Here is an 18,592-nt window from a genome sequence, read left to right on the forward strand (position 1 = left end):
CAAGGCTCTATCCGGAAAACCTGTAGTCTATATTTATTTTGTACGAAAAGCAAGCGCAAAAGGAACAACCTAATCAGTTAATCCCTAACTTTGTGAGCCTAAACAGTAGAAAACATGGTACAAAGATTCGATTACTTAGTGATAGGCTCAGGAATCGCCGGTATGAGTTTCGCTCTGAAAGTAGCCAATGAAGGCAAGAGCGTAGCACTTATCTGTAAAGCCGGACAAGAAGAAGCCAACACATATTTCGCGCAAGGAGGTATCGCTTCCGTAACCAACTTGAAAGTAGATAATTTCGAGAAGCACATAGAAGACACGATGATCGCCGGCGACTGGATCAGTGACCGGGCAGCCGTGGAGAAAGTCGTGCGCGAGGCCCCTGCCCAGATCGAGGCGCTTATCCGATGGGGAGTTAATTTCGATAAGAAAGAAAGCGGAGAATTCGATCTGCATAAAGAAGGAGGACACTCCGAGTTTCGTATCCTGCACCATGCCGACAATACAGGAGCCGAGATACAGACGAGCTTGATAGAAACGGTAAACAACCATCCCAACATCGCCGTATTCACGAACCATTATGCGGTAGAGATTATCACCCAGCACCATATGGGCATTATCGTCACCCGCCATACCCCCGGTATCAAATGTTTCGGTGCCTATGTATTGAACGAGGATACGGGCGAGGTACATACTTTCTTGTCAAAGATAACCGTTATGGCGACAGGCGGTTGCGAGGCCGTTTACCGGAATACGACAAACCCGCTGGTAGCTACCGGAGACGGTATCGCCATGGTTTACCGTGCGAAAGGCTCCGTAAAAGATATGGAGTTCATCCAGTTCCACCCGACCGCCTTGTATCATCCGGGCGACCGTCCCTCTTTCCTCATCACCGAGGCGATGCGCGGATATGGAGCTGTATTGAGAAACCTTGGCGGAGAGGAGTTCATGCATAAATATGATCCCCGTCTTTCCTTGGCTCCCCGTGATATCGTAGCCCGTGCGATCGATAGCGAGATGAAACAACGGGGTGAAGACCATGTCTATTTGGACGTGACGCACAAAGATCCGGAAGAGACGAAGAAACATTTCCCCAATATCTATAAAAAATGCCTCAGCTTAGGGATCGATATCACGAAAGATTACATCCCGGTAGCCCCTGCCGCCCATTATTTATGCGGAGGTATCAAGGTAGACTTAAACGGGCAATCCAGCATCCGCCGGCTATACGCAATCGGAGAATGTTCTTGTACCGGCTTGCACGGTGGTAACCGATTGGCCTCAAACTCATTGATCGAGGCAGTTGTATATGCCGATGCCGCAGCGAAACACTCATTAAGCGTCATGGATCGCTATGAGTTCAACCAGGATGTACCGGAATGGAACGATGAGGGAACGATCACCAATGAAGAGCGTGTATTGATCACCCAAAGCATGAAAGAGGTAAACCAGATCATGGAAGCGTATGTAGGTATCGTTCGTAGTAACACACGTTTGATCCGTGCGTGGAACCGTTTGGATATTTTATATGAGGAGACAGAGAGCCTTTTCAAACGTTGTAAGGCATCCCGTGAATTATGTGAGTTGCGTAATATGATCAATGTAGGTTATTTGATCACTCGTCAAGCGATGGAACGGAAAGAGAGCCGGGGATTACATTATACGATTGATTACCCACCGATTAAATAATTGAAAATTGAGAATTGAGAATTACTAGCTATGTTAATTCTCAATTCTCAACTTTTAATTATCAATAGTTCTGTTTCATCGGTTCAAAGTAAGCTTGCGGATGAGCGCATGCCGGACAATTAACCGGAGCCTTCTTACCCTCGAATACGAAACCACAGTTACGGCATTGCCAGAAGATAGCCTCATCTTTCTCGAATACTTTACCTTCCTCTACGTTAGCCAACAATTTACGATAACGTTTCTCGTGTTCAGCCTCTACCTTTGCGATCATCTTGAAAGCTACGGCAATAGCGGGAAAACCTTCTTCCTCCGCAATCTTAGCGAACTCAGGATACAATTCAGCCCACTCCTCATTCTCACCAGCTGCCGCGGCTGCCAAGTTCTCAGCGGTTGTTCCGATTACGCCTGCAGGATAAGAAGCGGTAATCTCAACCATTCCACCTTCCAAGAATTTAAAGAAACGTTTAGCGTGTTCCTTCTCTTGCTCGGCTGTTTCCATGAAAACACCTGCGATTTGCTCGTAACCTTCTTTCTTGGCTACGCTAGCGAAAAATGTGTAACGACTTCTTGCCTGAGATTCTCCGGCGAATGATTTCAATAAATTCTGCTCGGTACGTGTACCTTTAATACTTTTTTCCATAATGCTAATTTTATGTAGTAAATTAATGAGTCTGTTTTGTATATCGTTTTTCTCATGACCGATCAAAAGTAAGAATTTGTTTCCAGATATCGATTACGCAAACATTAAATAATATCTATCTCTCAATAGATATCACTTATTTATCAAGGAAAAACTTCTCCTCCTTTATACAATGAAACAACAAATCCTCCTAAATTGTTTACACAAAACCGGAATGCGTCTTTAGATTTTTTGCATCTTCTTTATTTTATTAACTTTGCATCCTCAAATCAAACAGGCAAGAAGAAAAATGAAGAACAAATTTGATTTTCAGCCCAAACTCTTTACGGCGCTGAGAAATTATTCCAAAGAGAGATTCATGACGGATCTCATGGCGGGTATAATTGTCGGCATAGTTGCCCTACCACTCGCCATCGCTTTTGGTATCGCCTCCGGGGTAAGTCCGGAGAAAGGATTGATCACGGCTATTATCGGTGGATTCATTGTCTCCCTTTTAGGAGGCTGCAACGTACAGATCGGCGGACCTACCGGAGCGTTTATCGTGATCGTTTATGGCATTATACAGAACTTCGGTATCGAAGGGCTTGCCATCGCTACCGTCATAGCGGGTATTATTCTGGTATTGATGGGCGTGCTGAAGCTCGGTACCGTGATTAAGTTTATCCCCTACCCGATTGTCGTAGGTTTCACGAGTGGTATCGCTATCACTATCTTCACGACACAAATGAAAGACTTATTTGGATTGACTATGGATAAAGTCCCCGCCGATTTCATCTCTAAATGGATCGCATATTTCGGGGCGTTCGATACGGTTAACCCTTGGGCATTCGTTATCGGTATCATTAGTATCCTGATCATTACGTTAAGCCCGAGGCTAACGAAGAAAATTCCGGGTTCCTTGATCGCTATCGTCATCATGACGATCGTTGTTTACATTATGCGTAATCATTTGGGTATTACAGGTATCGAGACGATTGGAGACCGGTTTACTATTAACGCTTCCTTGCCAGCCCCGGCTCCGATCACGTTTAATATGGAGACAATCAACTTATTGCTTCCCTCCGCCTTTACGATCGCTATCCTTGGGGCTATCGAGTCTTTATTATCCGCTACGGTAGCGGATGGTGTGACAGGCGACAAGCATAATTCAAATACGGAACTAATCGCCCAAGGTGCGGCGAATATCATCGTTCCTATTTTTGGCGGTATTCCCGTGACCGGCGCCATCGCCCGTACAATGACCAATATAAATAATGGTGGACGAACTCCGGTTGCCGGTATTATTCACGCCATCGTATTATTATTGATTTTGCTTTTCCTCGGACCGCTTACCAAACACATTCCAATGGCTTGTCTGGCTGGCGTATTGATCATCGTATCCTATAATATGAGTGAGTGGCGTACGTTCCGTTCCTTGATGAAAAACCCGAAAAGCGACGTATCCGTCTTGTTGGTGACTTTCTTCCTGACGGTTATCTTTGATCTTACGATCGCTATCGAGATCGGCCTTCTGATCGCCATGTTATTTTTTATGCGCCGTGTGGCTGAGACCACGCATGTATCCGTCACCACGGATGAGATCGATCTTTCCGACGAGGGCGAGATTCATCATGACGAGGAAGTCCTCTCCCTGCCTAAAGGTGTAGAGGTATACGAGATCGATGGTCCGTTCTTTTTCGGCGTAGCGAATAAGTTCGACGGCATCATGAAAAGTATGGGAGATAAACCGAAAGTCCGCATCATCCGTATGCGTAAGGTTTCGTTCATAGATTCTACCGGTCTGCATAACTTGGAAAGTCTTTTCCGTCTTTCCGAGGCAGAGCATATCCATATGATACTTTCCGGGGTCAATGAACATGTACACCGTGTATTGACAAAATCCGGATTCGATAAGAAGATTGGCGCAGAAAATATTTGCAGTAATATCAATGAGGCGGTAGAGAAAGCGAAAGCTGCCGTACAAGACTAAGATACTATCAGACAGTGGGAGACGCAGCATGCTGCGTCTCTACAACTGGATATTTATTCCGGTAAATAATACCAGTCCTCTGGTAAGACAGCTTCCTTTATTTTACGGCTGGAAACCCCGACCTCCAAGGCCTCGCCCATATAATCCTCGAAATACAAAACACGTAATTCGTGGAAACCAGCGTCTAACGCTACCTTTCCTTTCGCTATACGAGCATTATGAGAGCCATCATTATCAACAATAGCTTTACCGTCTATAAATAGCTTGGAACCATCATCCGAATACGTATAAAAGCGATATACACCTTTTTCAGGGATATTTATCAACGTACGGAACTCATAAGCGAAATGATCCTTGGCCGGAGCCTCCTGAATGGAGATATTTTTCATCGTACCCTCTTTCACTTTTGTCCCGGAAGCGATCTGATCCGTATGTTTAAACTTGCCTTCATAATAGGTATAAGCTACCCCGTGCTTTTTAGGTTTTACCGTTTTGGCGGGTAAGAATTCCATCGTTTCCTCATCCTTAGAGGTCAGGCCAGACGGATAATAATACGTATATTCCTTTCCGGACGAGGTACGAATCCATGAATCAAACTCAAACTTGCCCTCACGCAATTCAATGATACGGCCACCCCGCTCGAAATCTCCATAAGCGTCCCATCCGGATACACGCCCGAAAGCTAGCCCCACATTATATAACATTCCTATATAATCGTTATCATGATCGTGCCCGGCGAAAGTAGCCATCACATCCTTCATTTCCACCAAGGAAGCGAAGAAGCCCGTGTTGATCTTGGGAGAGGCGATTCCCTCTTCTTTCTGTCCTAATGTAGTCTCCGCCCCAACGATCTCATTATATTCCAACAGAGGAATATGGAAAAAAGCCAAGGCTGGCAACGGTTTGCCGCCATTTTCCTTGGTATAGCGCATACTTTGCTCACGATACCAATGGATCTGGTCGAAATGAATCCAATCATACGTGCCATAATCCTTCAGCGTAGGATAATCATTGGAGTCGATACAATACAATAAGGCCGCCGGTTTCTTTCCATCCGAACTGTAGACCGGTATCACATAGTTTCCGGCTCCATGGATATCACCCGGTCCCTTCTCGCCCATAAAATAAGGTGATTTACTAAGCATGGCATAAATCTCGTCCTTGGGGACGATCTCCGCGTCATGATTTCCCATCATGACCGTAAACGGTATCTTGGCCTCCTCAAAGATCCCGATCACTGACTTCCATCCTTCCAAACCGGGGCTTGCTGTCACCACGTCGCCCGTCAGCATTGCCACATCCGGATTCTCCGCCTTTAATACGGATTGTATCGTAGCGACTGTCTTAGCGCATTTAGATGATTTCTGATCCCAATGAATGTCTGTAAATTGGACGATCTTGAATTTCCCATCCTTGAAAGCAAGCTGTTTTTGTGCGAATAAGCTCATCGGAACGCAAAAGCACAACAAGGCGATCGCTAATAAAAAAGTCTTTTTCATGTTCTTCGATTTAGTAATTGGGGGCTAAGTTATAAAAAAAAGAGAGCGATGTATAAAAACAGGCTCTCTTCCTTATGTTAAATGCCACAATGAAACCCTTGCTGTCAAACAAAAGCTATATACATATCCGCAAGCCGGGTTTTCCTGTCAAAATGCGGGATCTCTTTTACTATTTTCTCACAATCCTCAAGGCTCATTCCTCCTTTAGGTTCCCCCCAGTACCAAAGTTTAGGGGTATTCTGTTTTTTACTTGTTGACTCCATAATTCTCGTTGTTTTTATCGTAAGACAGGAAACGCTCAAATACCCCTATCCTCAAAATATATAAAAGATTAAAATAATGTGAATTTATATCCAACCGACAACCCCAATTTCAAATCCCGGTCATTGACACAATTCTGGAAATAGTTCACTCCCACATAAAATCTTTTTACCTCTATACCTACCGCCGCCGTAGCTCCCAGATTCCAAGATTCACCACTACCGGTGTAAGCACCCGCATTTAATCGGAGATTCACTTTATCGCTCAACGGAATATGAAAAGAAGCATACACGGGTACAAAAAAATCAATATTCCAATCATCTCCATATGAAAACGAATTCCCCGCGGTATGCAACAACAATCCCGTTTGTATAGAAAACAACCGTGATTGCGGAAAGTTTATATACGCCCCGGTTTGAAGTCCCCATCCATCTCCTCCTAATATACCGGTACGAGCCTCTATATCAGTTGCCTGCGATCGGCCAAAAAATAAAAGCAATATCAACAGAACAAATAACTTCTTCATTACTTACAAGGTATTAATATTAATATTTAGATTGAATAAAAGTTCGACATATCATGATATAGAACTCCCATTCAATCTAAATATTGCTTCTATATCATTATTCGGCTCCAAGTTAGTGTATTCCGAATATAGCGTCTTTTATGACGATCGAATCTTCCGAATTCTCTATATTATATAAAATACCTTCCATCTTCCCTTCAATATAAGGGGTACCACTTCCCTCATGAAAACGAATACTATCCACTTGTATCCGAAATGAAGATTTCAGTGGATGATACACTATTTTAGCGTCATCTTTCGTGATCCTAACAGTAGATTCTATCTCTTCATTCAATAATTTACCCTTATCGATCAGATATTCTCCTTCTCTCAATGGAATCAATGAGATCCTCAGCATAGGATAAGGATAGTCAGAGATATGCACTCCTAATGGTATCTCCCAATAGAAACCGCTTAAATCGGTATTTACCTCCTGCCAAAAATTTCCATGATCAATGAAAGAATGAGAGTTCGACTGATTAGCTATAGAAATATCTTGACTATTCACCTTTCCTTCAAAGTACCCCAAATAGTAAGGAGTTTCTTCAAAAGAAGTATCCTCATCCTTGTCACAAGAAACGAATGAGAATAGTAAAAGAATGAATAAAGAAAAGATGAAACCTGCCATCATTCCTTTTTTAGCTTCATCCCAGTAAAGCATAGAGATATTCCGTTTTTCAGTTGTTGATTCCATAATGACTATTGTTTTCTTATAAGACAGGAAACCATCAAATACCCCTATCCTCAATGTATATAAAAGATCACAATAAAGTAAACCGTATTTTATTATTTCTATTTTACACAAAAAGACATTAATTATATTTTTACATATAGCCTATTACAATATATTCACTACATTTGAAATATTAATCAACATAAAATATAAGCCATGCAAAAATCATCATTTAATAAACTTAGCATTTTACTATTTATTATAGTAATTCTATCTTCTTGTAATAAAGATAATGGCATAGAAGAGATTAGTGAATCATATATTGAAATAAAAGTACTTAGAATTAGCAAAGATAACACAAAAACACCTATTTATAATGCAATAGCATACATTTATTATGATATAGCACCTATTGATCTCGCAAATTACACAGATAAAGGGAATGGTATATACTCTAATGGTAAAAATACAATTATACCTAATCAAGTAAAAAGAACAAATATAGATGGCTATCTAGAAATAAAACCAGAAGAAACTATTCATTCTATTACAGTTTTCATCCATGACACTAATAGTAATATGATTTCTCACTCATATTGGTCAAACCGTCAAAATCAAATAAAAGAAACTATTACATTTTATTACTAATTATATTTAAGATATGAAGTAAATAGTTATTTATAAACTATTTACTTCATATTTAGCTTATTCATATAAGCATATCCATTAATACATTTTCAAAGGAGCCAACTCTATTTTATAATAACCATTATAATATTTACTATTTAATGGAATTGAATATGCCGTATCTCTACGTCCTGCATATTCAATCCAATCACCAGAAAGAACAACAGGATCATAAAAATTAACAATAACATCCCCCAATTCATCATTACCCAATGTAAATGTTTTTTCAAATGTAGTCGTAATTGTCTTTTTCGCACTTGCACCAAATTTCAATCCTACTTTTTCAAAAACTCCTTTTACAGGATTAAGTTCAAAATTTCCTGCAAATTCAGCAGTAGTTTGGCTAAGCGTCCTTTGAGTTTCTGTACCATCAATTTCTTCTATAGAAATTTTTATTACACAACTAAAATTTTCTATATTCCATTCAAACAGAGGTAAATCAAGAGGAACAACTAGGCATTCTTTTACACCATCAACTTTAGAATTACCTCCTCCTATATCTTTGTAAGATACTCTAAATAGATCTTCTGGTTTTACGCCAAAAGAAAAAGTTTGTTCTGTCCCTATAGGACTTTTTGTTCCAACATATACTTTAACTAAAAAATCAAATTTACCATCAGTCCAAGGAGTAGCTTTATAAGATTGCCTAGGATTAAATATTTGATCATAATCTAACTGTGCATCTCCTGTTTGATCTGATATCTTTTGGAAAGCTATATTTGGATCCCCTTTCATTTGGAAAGAATATAGTGTTTCTTTATAATCATAAACAAATACACCTTTATCTGAACCTGGAACCATATCATAATATATATAGTCCCTATGCCATCCATCCTTATTTTTATAAATATTATATGCATCAACTGATTTTTGTAATCTATCTTTCATACTTTTATTTACATTTCGAGATCTTAAAATGTTTTTTTGTTTCATATTATTAAAAGATTCTCCAAGAAAAGAATAAGTTATTCCCGATTTAGAAGAAAAAGTAAAATTAGTACTACTAAAATTACTTCTAGACAAATTACTATATTCATTCGCTACGATTCTTTCATTATCCTTTAATACAACAATAGGATACATAGGAATGAGATCTGATTTTATAATTTTTTCTTCCCCATCCTTATCATATATAGGAACATCGTTACTGATACAAGTTCTAACAGCAACAACTGGTATTTCTTTATCAGTATTCCAAAGAGCAGCAGAGAACGAATTCTTAGGTAATTCTGGAACAAAAATTGTTAGAGTAGGAAACTTTTCATTAATAGATAATAATTTATCCATTTCAATATATTTCCCTATATACTGTTCAAATGTAATATTATCTTCCAGCATCTCATCTTTTACTAATTGATAAAGAACATCATAATCATTATCAATCATTTTTAAAGCCTCGTTTTTAATCAAATTTCTAGCCATTAGGCTTTCATTAAAAACTTTTGATAATGCTTTAGCAAAATCTTTTTTCAAAACTAAGTCTTTATTCATTAGAAGAGAATCATGAATAGAAATTTCTATATTATTTGTAGATAATATATCATTTCTTTCCATCACTAAATCATCATTACAAGATGATATAAAAACTAAGCAAATAAATAATAAATACACCTTTTTCATAATACTACTTTTTAAAAGGTAAAACAATAGAAAATTATATTTTTACTCCTATATCATTTACAAATACAAAAGTTTAAATTTAAAAATCCCCAAATACATGATTATAATCATTCATTATATGTAATACTCCTTTTTCTTGATCTCTTACTTTTAGAGGTATTACTAAATATGGCATAGTACTCGTTTGTACCTTTTCATTATAGATCACTTCTCCCGTAGAACTAGTGACGATAACACATACATCACCAAGATCCTCGTGAAAGTTTACTATCAGTTCTCTATTAGCCTCCTCAATCGATGCATCCATTGGCAAACCTATTGGAATGGATTTTTTCTTATGTTCCCATTTACCATGTAGATCTATAGGCTTACCCCAGCATGGCATAGCCCATAATAAAGCTATTGCCGCTAATAACAATTTAAGCTGTCTCATTTCGTTTTTATTTTTTCAACGTAAAGATCAAGCCTATAGAAGAAACAAGCAAATATAACGCTAAATAATAAGCGACAAACGAAATTCATAATCAACTAATATTTAATTGATTATAAATCAACTAGCAGGACAAAGGGTAAAGCCAATATTAATAGAAGCTATTGTTTATCAATCTATTGTACACTATTAATAAGATAAGCACATAAATCAAGCTCTTTCGCTATGATTCCCAGCCTTTGGCGTACACGCTGCCGACGCTTGTTTACCGAATCCGGCTGGATATGTAACAGGATAGATTCACCTATCGAATCCAAACCCAACAAGCTCAAATAACAATAACGCAATTCGGCGGCAGATAAATTAAACGCAGCGAGTCGATCCGCTAAAAAAGGATAAACCTCATTCACTTGCGTAATAATATTTTGCCAGTCTTTTTCTGATAGTGGAGATTTGGTAGCTCCCGGTACTACTTTTTGGGATAGCTTGATTACTTTCTTGGCTATAGCGGATGATAAGAATAGATCCTTACGCCGTTCCGCTATCCGAAGGACGAGGGTTTCCTCTTCTTTTTTTATTTGTTCATATTCTTTCTCCAGTTTCTCTCTTGAATCAAGTTCATTCAGTTTTTCATTTTTTTCAGACAATTGAATAGATAAAGCCTCTAATCTATCTTGTTTGTTACGTAAATTATCCCGTAGTCTGAATAATTCATTACTCTTATTCGACAAATCGATTTCCTGCTTAAGAAGTCTTTTATTTTTTCTATCAATTCGTATTTGAAAGACCCATAATAATATTAAAAGAATAGATACAGATATTACCCAATAGATAAAATACTTTTGTTTATCCGATTTTAATCGCATATTTTCCAATGATATTTTTAAATGCTCATATTCCTTTTCTATTTTTATTATGTTTTCCCTATTTCGTATCGTCAAGATCGAATCTGAGGCACTGTTATATTCATCCAAGTAAAACCAAGCCTTTTCCCAATTACCCTCCGCTTTCTCTAACAAAGAATAACCATAAAGTACCGAAAAACGGGTCATATCATTAAAACTAGGTACACTTGCTTTCTCCAAACAAATACGTGCATTCTTAAAATCGCCTTCTTCTATATATATACCAGCCAATGTCCTGTAACTTGGTGCGTCATCAAAATCTGACATATTGACATTTTTCCACAAATACAATTTAGCTAACTCTTTATTACCTAACATATTATAAATATTTCCTATTCCATTATATATAGTCCCTATATCAGAAGAGTCACCTACTTCAACTATAATAGTATCCGCTTTCAACAAAAAAATTAACGCTATATCCAAAGAATCCGAAAACGCATACATTCTTCCCACATCCCGCAAGGCGAAAGCCGAACTTCGCATATTACCCGCTTTTCGAAAATAAGATTCCGCTTCCTTATATTTGTCCTTTCCTAACAGATAATTACCCTCGAAATCATACAGATCTCCCATATAGCTACAAATATATCCGGCTTGATTATAGTCTTCACTGCGTAAAGCGATATCCAAAGCTTGCAAATAAACCTTCATCGCTTTCTCGTTCTCTTTATCTTCCACATACGAACGCCCCAAATACAAACCAATCTTCGCTTGTTCTTGCTTTGTCCCGTGTGACTTATAATAGGCTTGCGCACGTAGCAATTGTTGTACATAGGGCAGATCCGTATATAACGTGTCCGCCACTTTACCGGATAGCATACACCAACGAGCCAATAATTTATCACTCAAATTATCGGGCACGGCTATGCTATCCAATAGGATATGGGAACTATCCGGATCGGATTTCAACAAGGATTCCGCACGATCGATTAGGTATATGGCATCGCTCTCATCTCGACAACCTATAAATGAGAGTGTGGATAATAGCGATATCAAAATAAGCAAATGCCTCATTGGTTCCTATCTTTAGATTCTATGCGCAAGATAGGCATATTTTTCATCAAACCTTAAAGAATAATTGATTATTAGGCTTATTGTATAAAATTCTTATCGCTTGGATATCTCCATCATCTTTTTGGAAAAACACGTACGTGTTTTCATAAATTCTCGTACGTGTTTCCGAAAAAAGACGTACGTGTTTTTCCGAAAACATGTACATGTTTTTATACATCTGATTTTCAATATACTAAAAACAGTATTCCCGAAGGCAGGGATATTGTAGGAAATTCAATTATCTTTGGACTTTTATTGGTAACTTTTTAATCTACTATCAATATGGCACAACAATCCGGAAGATTGCTATCCCTCGACGTGATGAGGGGAATTACGATTGCGGGGATGATTTTGGTAAATAACCCCGGGTCATGGAAGTATGTATATACGCCTTTAGAGCATGCACGTTGGAACGGCCTCACTCCCACCGATTTGGTATTTCCGTTCTTTATGTTCATCATGGGGGTCTCCATGTTTTTCTCGCTTCGGAAATATAACTTCAAGCTGTCGAAAGAAAGCGTGACGAAAGTATTGAGACGCACGGTATTGATATTCCTCGTGGGATTAGGGCTGAATCTGTTCGGGCATGTTTGCTACAATGGATTTACCGATTTCCAGAATTTACGTATCCTTGGGGTGATGCAAAGGTTGGCGCTGGCATACGGCTTCGGGTCGTTGATAGGATTAGCGATTAATCATAAGTATATTTTGCAGGTAGCCGCTGGTATATTGATATTTTACTGGGCATTACTAGGTTTCACGCATAGTATGGAAATGTCGGAGGATAGCATTATAGCGATCGTGGACAGAACTTTATTCGGTACATCGCATATGTATCACGATGATATGGCAGATGGTACACGGATCGCCTTTGATCCGGAAGGGCTCTTGAGCTGCATCGGTAGCATAGCGCATGTATTACTCGGTTTCTACGTAGGAAAGGTAATACAGGATTGTAAAAAGAACAATGAGTTGATTATCCGTAATATCTTCATTTTCGGTACGATTATTCTTTTTGCCGGTTTCTTGCTAAGCTATGGTTGCCCTATCAATAAAAAGATATGGAGTAGTACGTTCGTATTGGTTACTTGCGGATTCGCCTCCTTATTCCTCGCTTTATTAATCTGGATCATCGATATAAACGGGAAGAAGAAATGGACGTTATTCTTTGAGTCGTTCGGTATCAACCCGTTGTATCTGTATGTACAAGGGGATATATTGGCCGTATTGCTGGGAATGAGCGGTATCTCCGCCTTTATGTATATGGATCTATTCAGGCCGATATTCGGCGATTTCGGAGGCTCATTAGCATGGGCTATCTTCTTCGTGGTACTAAACTGGATACCGGGATATTTCTTGTATAAGAAGAAGATTTATATCAAGTTGTAAAAAGAAATGATCTATGCTCTGTATATAGAACAAAAAATCACTATATTTGCTCTATATACAAAGCATAAATACAAAAATCAAATTAATAATTTAACTATGGAAAATGAACTTCAAGTTATTGGAACGAAAGAAGTAGAGGAACGTATTATTGAGTTAAGAGGACAAAAAATACTACTAGATAGAGATGTAGCAGAATTATATAAAACAGAAACAAGGGATATAAACAAAGCCGTGAGAAATAATCCTGAAAAGTTCCCCAGTGGTTATTTTTTCACATTGAAACCCTCTGAGAAACAGTATGTGGTGGAAAATTTCCACCGGATGGAAAACTTAAAAAAATCAACAGTAGAACCTAAAGCTTTCACTGAAAAAGGACTTTATATGCTGGCTACTATATTAAAAAGTCCAAGAGCCACACAAACAACTATCGCTATAATAGATTCTTTCGTAAAACTACGTGAGCTTATCCGAAATGTAGATGCGATTCAAAATGAACCTGACCTAATAAAACAAAAAGGTATTGTGAAACGAACTGGCCAACTCTTATCTGATCTGTTGATAGATGATGCTGATACAACTGAAATGGAATCTACCATAGAGTTGAATCTTATGGCCGTAAAACTTAAACATACAGTAAAACGTATTAAAAATAACAATAAAACCGAAGATAAATCTGAAATTTAGAATTGCAAAAAAAATCCAACCACTCTCCTATTCATATCGGAGAATGGTTGGATTTTTTATAGGTATCAGCCTAGCTGACTAGTTCACGTTATAACCGGAGATAACCACCTTCGGGGTCTCGCCTCTCGTATCTACATCTTTCCAATGGATGTTGATCTCTTTCTTCTCGCCCGGAAGCAAGGAGAAATAGTTGTCGCTATAGAACATCGGGAGGAATTGCTCGCCATCCTTCTCGCCCACTACATTCACACGGATCATCAGAGCCGGGGTGGATGAAGTATTCTCTAAGGTAGCGGTAGCGGTCCAAGTACCGTCATTACCCTTATTGGTTGCCACGTTGGATCGTAAAGTAACCTTTGGCATCTCACGCAAAGCTTGGTAGTTGCCTTCCTCTACGCCACGCAGATAGAAGTTATCCGATACGATCTTGCCATTCTCTGTCAACGTCAACTTGACGAAATGAGCGCTGGATACGCTAGCTGGGAAATCCAGTTTCATACATTTGTTGGTAGTATCTTCTTTACTATCCACGGAAACCTCGTTTTCCCATGAAATAGAACCGTCCATATTGATGATTTGAGCCTTTGCCGTCAAACCATTACGTACGCCGGCGCTATAGTTCACTACCTCGATCTCGTCCGTAACCGGATTCCATTGAATGTGCAGAGGCTCGGAGGCCTTCTTGCAACCAAAGTAAGCGGCGGTAGGCTCGAAATAATAATCGTAAGTCTGCCATACCATAGAAGGCCATGCCGGATGCGTCATCCACAGCAATAATCCCTTACGGTTCAAGCTTCTTGATTCGAACATACCCCGGTAACCATCATAGTTTACCCACTGAGCCAGATCGGCGAATTCCTTGGCGTTGTTCGGCTTACCGAAGCCCTTTTCGATGATAGCGTTGAAAGAAGCGCAAGACTGGGCGCCTTCCATCGTATAATCGTGTTGTCCCCATTGAGCGTTTTGCGGCCAAAGCGCTTCCGGAGAGAAAGTACGAACCAAGCTCTCGTAATTCATCACGTTGGGCATACCCCGCTCACTATGGAACTTATCACTACCATTCTTCAAGCTAAAGTATTCTTTAACAGGAAGCGCACGGTACGGGCCATGGCCACTTACCACCTCATCCGCCGAGCTGGAGATATAATGTAAGCCCGGATGATCCTCTTTCACGATACGGCGTAAAGCCTTGTCGATCTGCTCCGGCGGGAAGCCCTCGTTGCGCCCGCAATAAATACCGATAGAGGCATGGTTACGGAAACGTTTCACATAATCCTCAGCATTGGCGATAAACATCTCCGGATCATAAGGATCGGGTCCGTCGGAAGGATTCGCCAACCAGAAATCTTGCCAGATCATGATACCATGACGGTCGCAAGCCTCATACAATTCCTTGTCGCCGATTTGTCCTACCCAGTTACGCATCATCGTAAAGTTCATATCAGCATGGTAAGCCACGGCGATGTCGTACTCACGACCCCGGTAATTCAGGTTAGACTCACCGAATCCCCAGTTACCGCCACGGCCGATAAAACGACGCCCGTTGATAAAGAGACTCAAGATGCTATTATTCTCGTTGAAGGTCATTTGTCGGATACCTACCTTGAAATCCTCAGAGTCGGATACCTTATCGCCTACCTTAAAGGTGAAATTAGCGTCGTATAAATAAGGAGATCCGTACCCTTTAGGCCACCACAGACGTGGGTTCTGAACCTTCAATTGGCTGAAGCTATTTGGATCGAAAGTAACCGTCTTCTCCTCGTTTGCGGCCAATTCTACCGGTTGCTCGAAAGTGATATCGCCGATCTTCCCTGTCAATACACCCTTTACAGGAGCAGCATCATGGTTCTTCACGATCACTTCCGGAGTCAAGGTAGCGGAAGTCGTATCCGGCAACGGTAATACAACCTGTACGAACGGGTCTTGAATCGTTACCTTGCCTGTAGAAGTCAAGTACACATCATCCCAAATACCTATATTACGACCACGGATCGTCGAGATCCAATCCCAACCGATCGAAGCGTGGAAGGTTGGGTTATCAGCGCCTAAGATACCACCGTTGAAATCCGTATTCTTCTCACATTTCTCCTTGATAGCACCGATATGCTCATTCTTGATGATCTCCACTGCGACAACGTTCTTACCCGGTACGACCCTGTCTGTAACGTCAAATACACCTCGGATAAACGCTCCCTCGATACGGCCGATCTTGTTACCGTTTAAATATACATTCGCTTTCCAGTTGATACCATCGAAATTCAAGAACAAACGATCTTGCTTGAATCCTTCGGGTACCTCAAACTCATCCCTATACCAGAAATTAGAGTTGAAGAATGACTCGGATATCTGCATCAGGTTATCCGCGTAATTCGGATTCGGGATAGCTCCGATATTCTTATAACTACTCAATACCGTTCCCGGCACAGTCGCCACGATCCAATTTTCCGGAGAGAAAGAAGGTTTCGATATTTCCTCGCCGGAAGCGGTTACCTCGGAAGCTCGTTGTACTTTCCAGTTTCCGCCCGATAAACGGATCTCGTCTTTTGTAGCAGCCGGAGCAGCAGCCGGTTGGGCAAGCAAGCCACCTTTACCCATCACCTCTATCTCGCTTAAGATATAGCGTCCGTCATTAGCCGGTTGCTCCATCCATACCCGTACGTAGCGGCCTTTTCCTTTTAGCTTGATCTCATCCAGATTAGCATCTCCACCCGGAAGATTCGCTATGTCAACCCATTGTTTAGCGTCGTCGGAAACTTGAATCTTACCCTTGATCGCTTTATTGATCCAATGTAATTTTACTTTGTCGAATTCGGATTGGCTACCCAAGTCCACATAGACCCACTCCTCTCCTGTCGTGGCACTCATCCAAGCGCTATTAAAGAATTTGGAAGGAAGCAAATCTATCAACTTATCTTGGTTATAGAAATTCATCTCGAAGAATGCCCAATAAGCGGCACCTTCCATTTTCAATCGCATCCGATAATAAGCATATTCACCCGGTTGATCGAATGTCAAAGTCTCATTCAACATACGGGTGGGCAACGTACCCGGATCCCAGCTATTCTTGTTCGGGTCTGAATGGGCCTTATACTTGCTGGCCTTACCCGGCATACCTTTACCCTTTAAGGCAGCCAATTCCGTCCAAGTATTTCCATCATTCGATCCCTCGCAAACAATCTCATATCCATCCTTAATATTATTCTCATCATAAGCCACGCTGCCGCGAAATTGTACCTTGTCAGCTTTCTCTTTCCAGTTATTCAGCGTGAACAGGAAATAGGCATCCTCGCCCGTAACCGCATTACGAGAATAAGGACCTTGATCGATCATCCACTCACGCTCACGACGAGCTATATCCCCATTTTGCGTGGAGAGATCGAGATACTGAGGTTGTTTATCGCTAATAACACCATCCGTCACCAGTTGAGCCGTTAGATTGTAATCATAACTGGAGGAGTTGTAAGCGCTACGCAAAAGAGCTATGTTACGATACGTGGAATAATCCGGACGTAATGAAGGAGAAAAATCCTCCCCCGGATCTCCCGGATACGAACCGATACCTCTGGTATAATAATCCGACCGATCGAAAGATTCCGCCGGAACACCGCTCTGCCCACATCCTCCTAGCAATGCTGAGACCGCTACCGCTCCACAAAGCGTCAAGAGTCGAGGCAATTTTTTCTTTTTACTGAATGTTCTCATACTACTTATTGTGTTTCTCTAAATTAGTTAGTTTAATAAGATACCGTCACGTCAAAACCCTCCTTCCGGGCCCGTTCTGCAATCGCATCTAATTCTTCTTTAGTAGCTTTTTTCAAAGCTTTAACCGGGGTCTCCCTATCTATCGTATAAATCATGACTTGTTTCGGACGGATTTGTTTTAAGGCGGAGATCCAGCCCGCTATCTCCTCTTCTGTCATATTATTAACCGATTTCCCATTCACTTCCCCCTTCAAGAACATGGTCTGTATAATCAAGTTTCCGTTAAAACGACATAATTGCTTTAATAAAGACTCGAAATTAAACGCCGGAGAATTAGGTACGTCTATCTGCCGAATCCGACTGTCTAATACAGAATCCAGTTTCAATATGTTATCCTCTATTTTATTCAAGGCTTGAAAGACCTCCTCTTTCTGGAGCATCGTAGAATTAGAAAGCACGGCGATTTTAGCATCAGGGAAAAATCGATCCCGGGTAGCGATCGTATCATCAATGATTCCACCGAATTCCGGGTGTATCGTAGGCTCTCCGTTTCCGGCGAATGTAATTACATCCGGAGCGATCCCTTCCGCTTTCATGGAACTTAGTTTTTGCTCTAAGGCTTCCCTCACTTCCGTACGAGTAGGCAGTTTACTATGGGTCCTATGATTCTCATTCAATCCACATTCGCAATAAATGCAATTAAAAGAGCATAATTTCCCGTCTGTAGGAAGTAAATTCATCCCTAAAGAGACACCTAGACGCCGACTATGTATCGGGCCAAATACTATTTTATCAAAAAGAATTGTAGACATAGCGCTGTTTGTTT

General features: G+C 40.3%; 14 protein-coding genes. 5 read left to right on the plus strand and 9 right to left on the minus strand.

Annotated elements, in window-relative coordinates; all coding sequences use genetic code 11:
* The first annotated feature begins 114 nt into the window (after positions 1-114).
* Positions 115-1,686: an L-aspartate oxidase gene (gene nadB / locus CI959_RS07550; protein WP_005860322.1), complete on the plus strand. Its 1,572-nt coding sequence runs from the start codon at positions 115-117 to the stop codon at positions 1,684-1,686.
* 61 nt (positions 1,687-1,747) lie between these two features.
* Here the strand turns inward: nadB and rbr are convergent, their stop codons facing one another.
* A complete protein-coding gene (rbr, locus tag CI959_RS07555) occupies positions 1,748-2,326 on the minus strand; it encodes a rubrerythrin (RefSeq protein WP_005860325.1) in 579 nt (192 codons plus the stop codon).
* A 289-nt stretch (positions 2,327-2,615) separates the two neighbouring features.
* On the opposite strand from rbr, the gene CI959_RS07560 reads away from it, so the two are divergent.
* On the plus strand, positions 2,616-4,295 hold the full coding sequence (locus CI959_RS07560; RefSeq protein ID WP_005860327.1) for a SulP family inorganic anion transporter: 1,680 nt from the start codon (positions 2,616-2,618) through the stop codon (positions 4,293-4,295).
* 53 nt (positions 4,296-4,348) lie between these two features.
* Here CI959_RS07560 and CI959_RS07565 read toward each other — a convergent pair whose 3' ends face one another.
* The 3 genes from CI959_RS07565 to CI959_RS07575 form a co-directional block, all read right to left on the minus strand.
* Complete coding sequence (locus CI959_RS07565; protein WP_057317226.1) at positions 4,349-5,794, minus strand: PA14 domain-containing protein; 1,446 nt, start codon at positions 5,792-5,794, stop codon at positions 4,349-4,351.
* A gap of 331 nt (positions 5,795-6,125) precedes the next feature.
* A complete protein-coding gene (locus CI959_RS07570; RefSeq protein ID WP_057317225.1) occupies positions 6,126-6,581 on the minus strand; it encodes a hypothetical protein in 456 nt (151 codons plus the stop codon).
* Between the two features lie 112 nt (positions 6,582-6,693).
* Positions 6,694-7,248, minus strand: a complete 555-nt coding sequence (locus CI959_RS07575; protein ID WP_008773181.1) for a DUF5025 domain-containing protein — start codon at positions 7,246-7,248, stop codon at positions 6,694-6,696.
* A 261-nt stretch (positions 7,249-7,509) separates the two neighbouring features.
* Here CI959_RS07575 and CI959_RS07580 point away from each other — a divergent pair, with 261 nt between their 5' ends.
* Positions 7,510-7,941 carry a hypothetical protein gene (locus CI959_RS07580; RefSeq protein WP_005860338.1) on the plus strand — a complete coding sequence of 144 codons (432 nt, stop codon included), beginning with the start codon at positions 7,510-7,512 and terminating at the stop codon, positions 7,939-7,941.
* A gap of 78 nt (positions 7,942-8,019) precedes the next feature.
* On the opposite strand, the gene CI959_RS07585 is transcribed toward CI959_RS07580, so the two are convergent.
* The 3 genes from CI959_RS07585 to CI959_RS07595 form a co-directional block, all read right to left on the minus strand.
* Positions 8,020-9,600 (minus strand): hypothetical protein, encoded by a 1,581-nt coding sequence (locus tag CI959_RS07585; RefSeq protein WP_005860340.1) that lies wholly within the window; start codon positions 9,598-9,600, stop codon positions 8,020-8,022.
* A gap of 79 nt (positions 9,601-9,679) precedes the next feature.
* The gene (locus tag CI959_RS07590; RefSeq protein ID WP_005860342.1) at positions 9,680-10,033 is read right to left on the minus strand and encodes a DUF3244 domain-containing protein; all 354 of its coding nucleotides are present in this window, start codon (positions 10,031-10,033) and stop codon (positions 9,680-9,682) included.
* Positions 10,034-10,206: 173 nt separating this feature from the next.
* Positions 10,207-11,952, minus strand: a complete 1,746-nt coding sequence (locus CI959_RS07595; RefSeq protein WP_005860344.1) for a hypothetical protein — start codon at positions 11,950-11,952, stop codon at positions 10,207-10,209.
* 321 nt (positions 11,953-12,273) lie between these two features.
* Here CI959_RS07595 and CI959_RS07600 point away from each other — a divergent pair, with 321 nt between their 5' ends.
* The gene (locus tag CI959_RS07600) at positions 12,274-13,380 is read left to right on the plus strand and encodes an acyltransferase family protein (RefSeq protein WP_008773184.1); all 1,107 of its coding nucleotides are present in this window, start codon (positions 12,274-12,276) and stop codon (positions 13,378-13,380) included.
* Between the two features lie 6 nt (positions 13,381-13,386).
* Positions 13,387-14,064 carry an ORF6N domain-containing protein gene (locus tag CI959_RS07605; RefSeq protein WP_005860350.1) on the plus strand — a complete coding sequence of 226 codons (678 nt, stop codon included), beginning with the start codon at positions 13,387-13,389 and terminating at the stop codon, positions 14,062-14,064.
* Positions 14,065-14,142: 78 nt separating this feature from the next.
* Here the strand turns inward: CI959_RS07605 and CI959_RS07610 are convergent, their stop codons facing one another.
* Positions 14,143-17,766: a discoidin domain-containing protein gene (locus tag CI959_RS07610; protein WP_009275467.1), complete on the minus strand. Its 3,624-nt coding sequence runs from the start codon at positions 17,764-17,766 to the stop codon at positions 14,143-14,145.
* A gap of 32 nt (positions 17,767-17,798) precedes the next feature.
* Complete coding sequence (locus CI959_RS07615; protein ID WP_008778938.1) at positions 17,799-18,578, minus strand: radical SAM protein; 780 nt, start codon at positions 18,576-18,578, stop codon at positions 17,799-17,801.
* Positions 18,579-18,592: the final 14 nt, after the last annotated feature.

Origin of the sequence: Parabacteroides sp. AT13 (assembly GCF_002272965.1) — a bacterium.
Taxonomy (GTDB): Bacteria; Bacteroidota; Bacteroidia; order Bacteroidales; family Tannerellaceae; genus Parabacteroides; species Parabacteroides distasonis.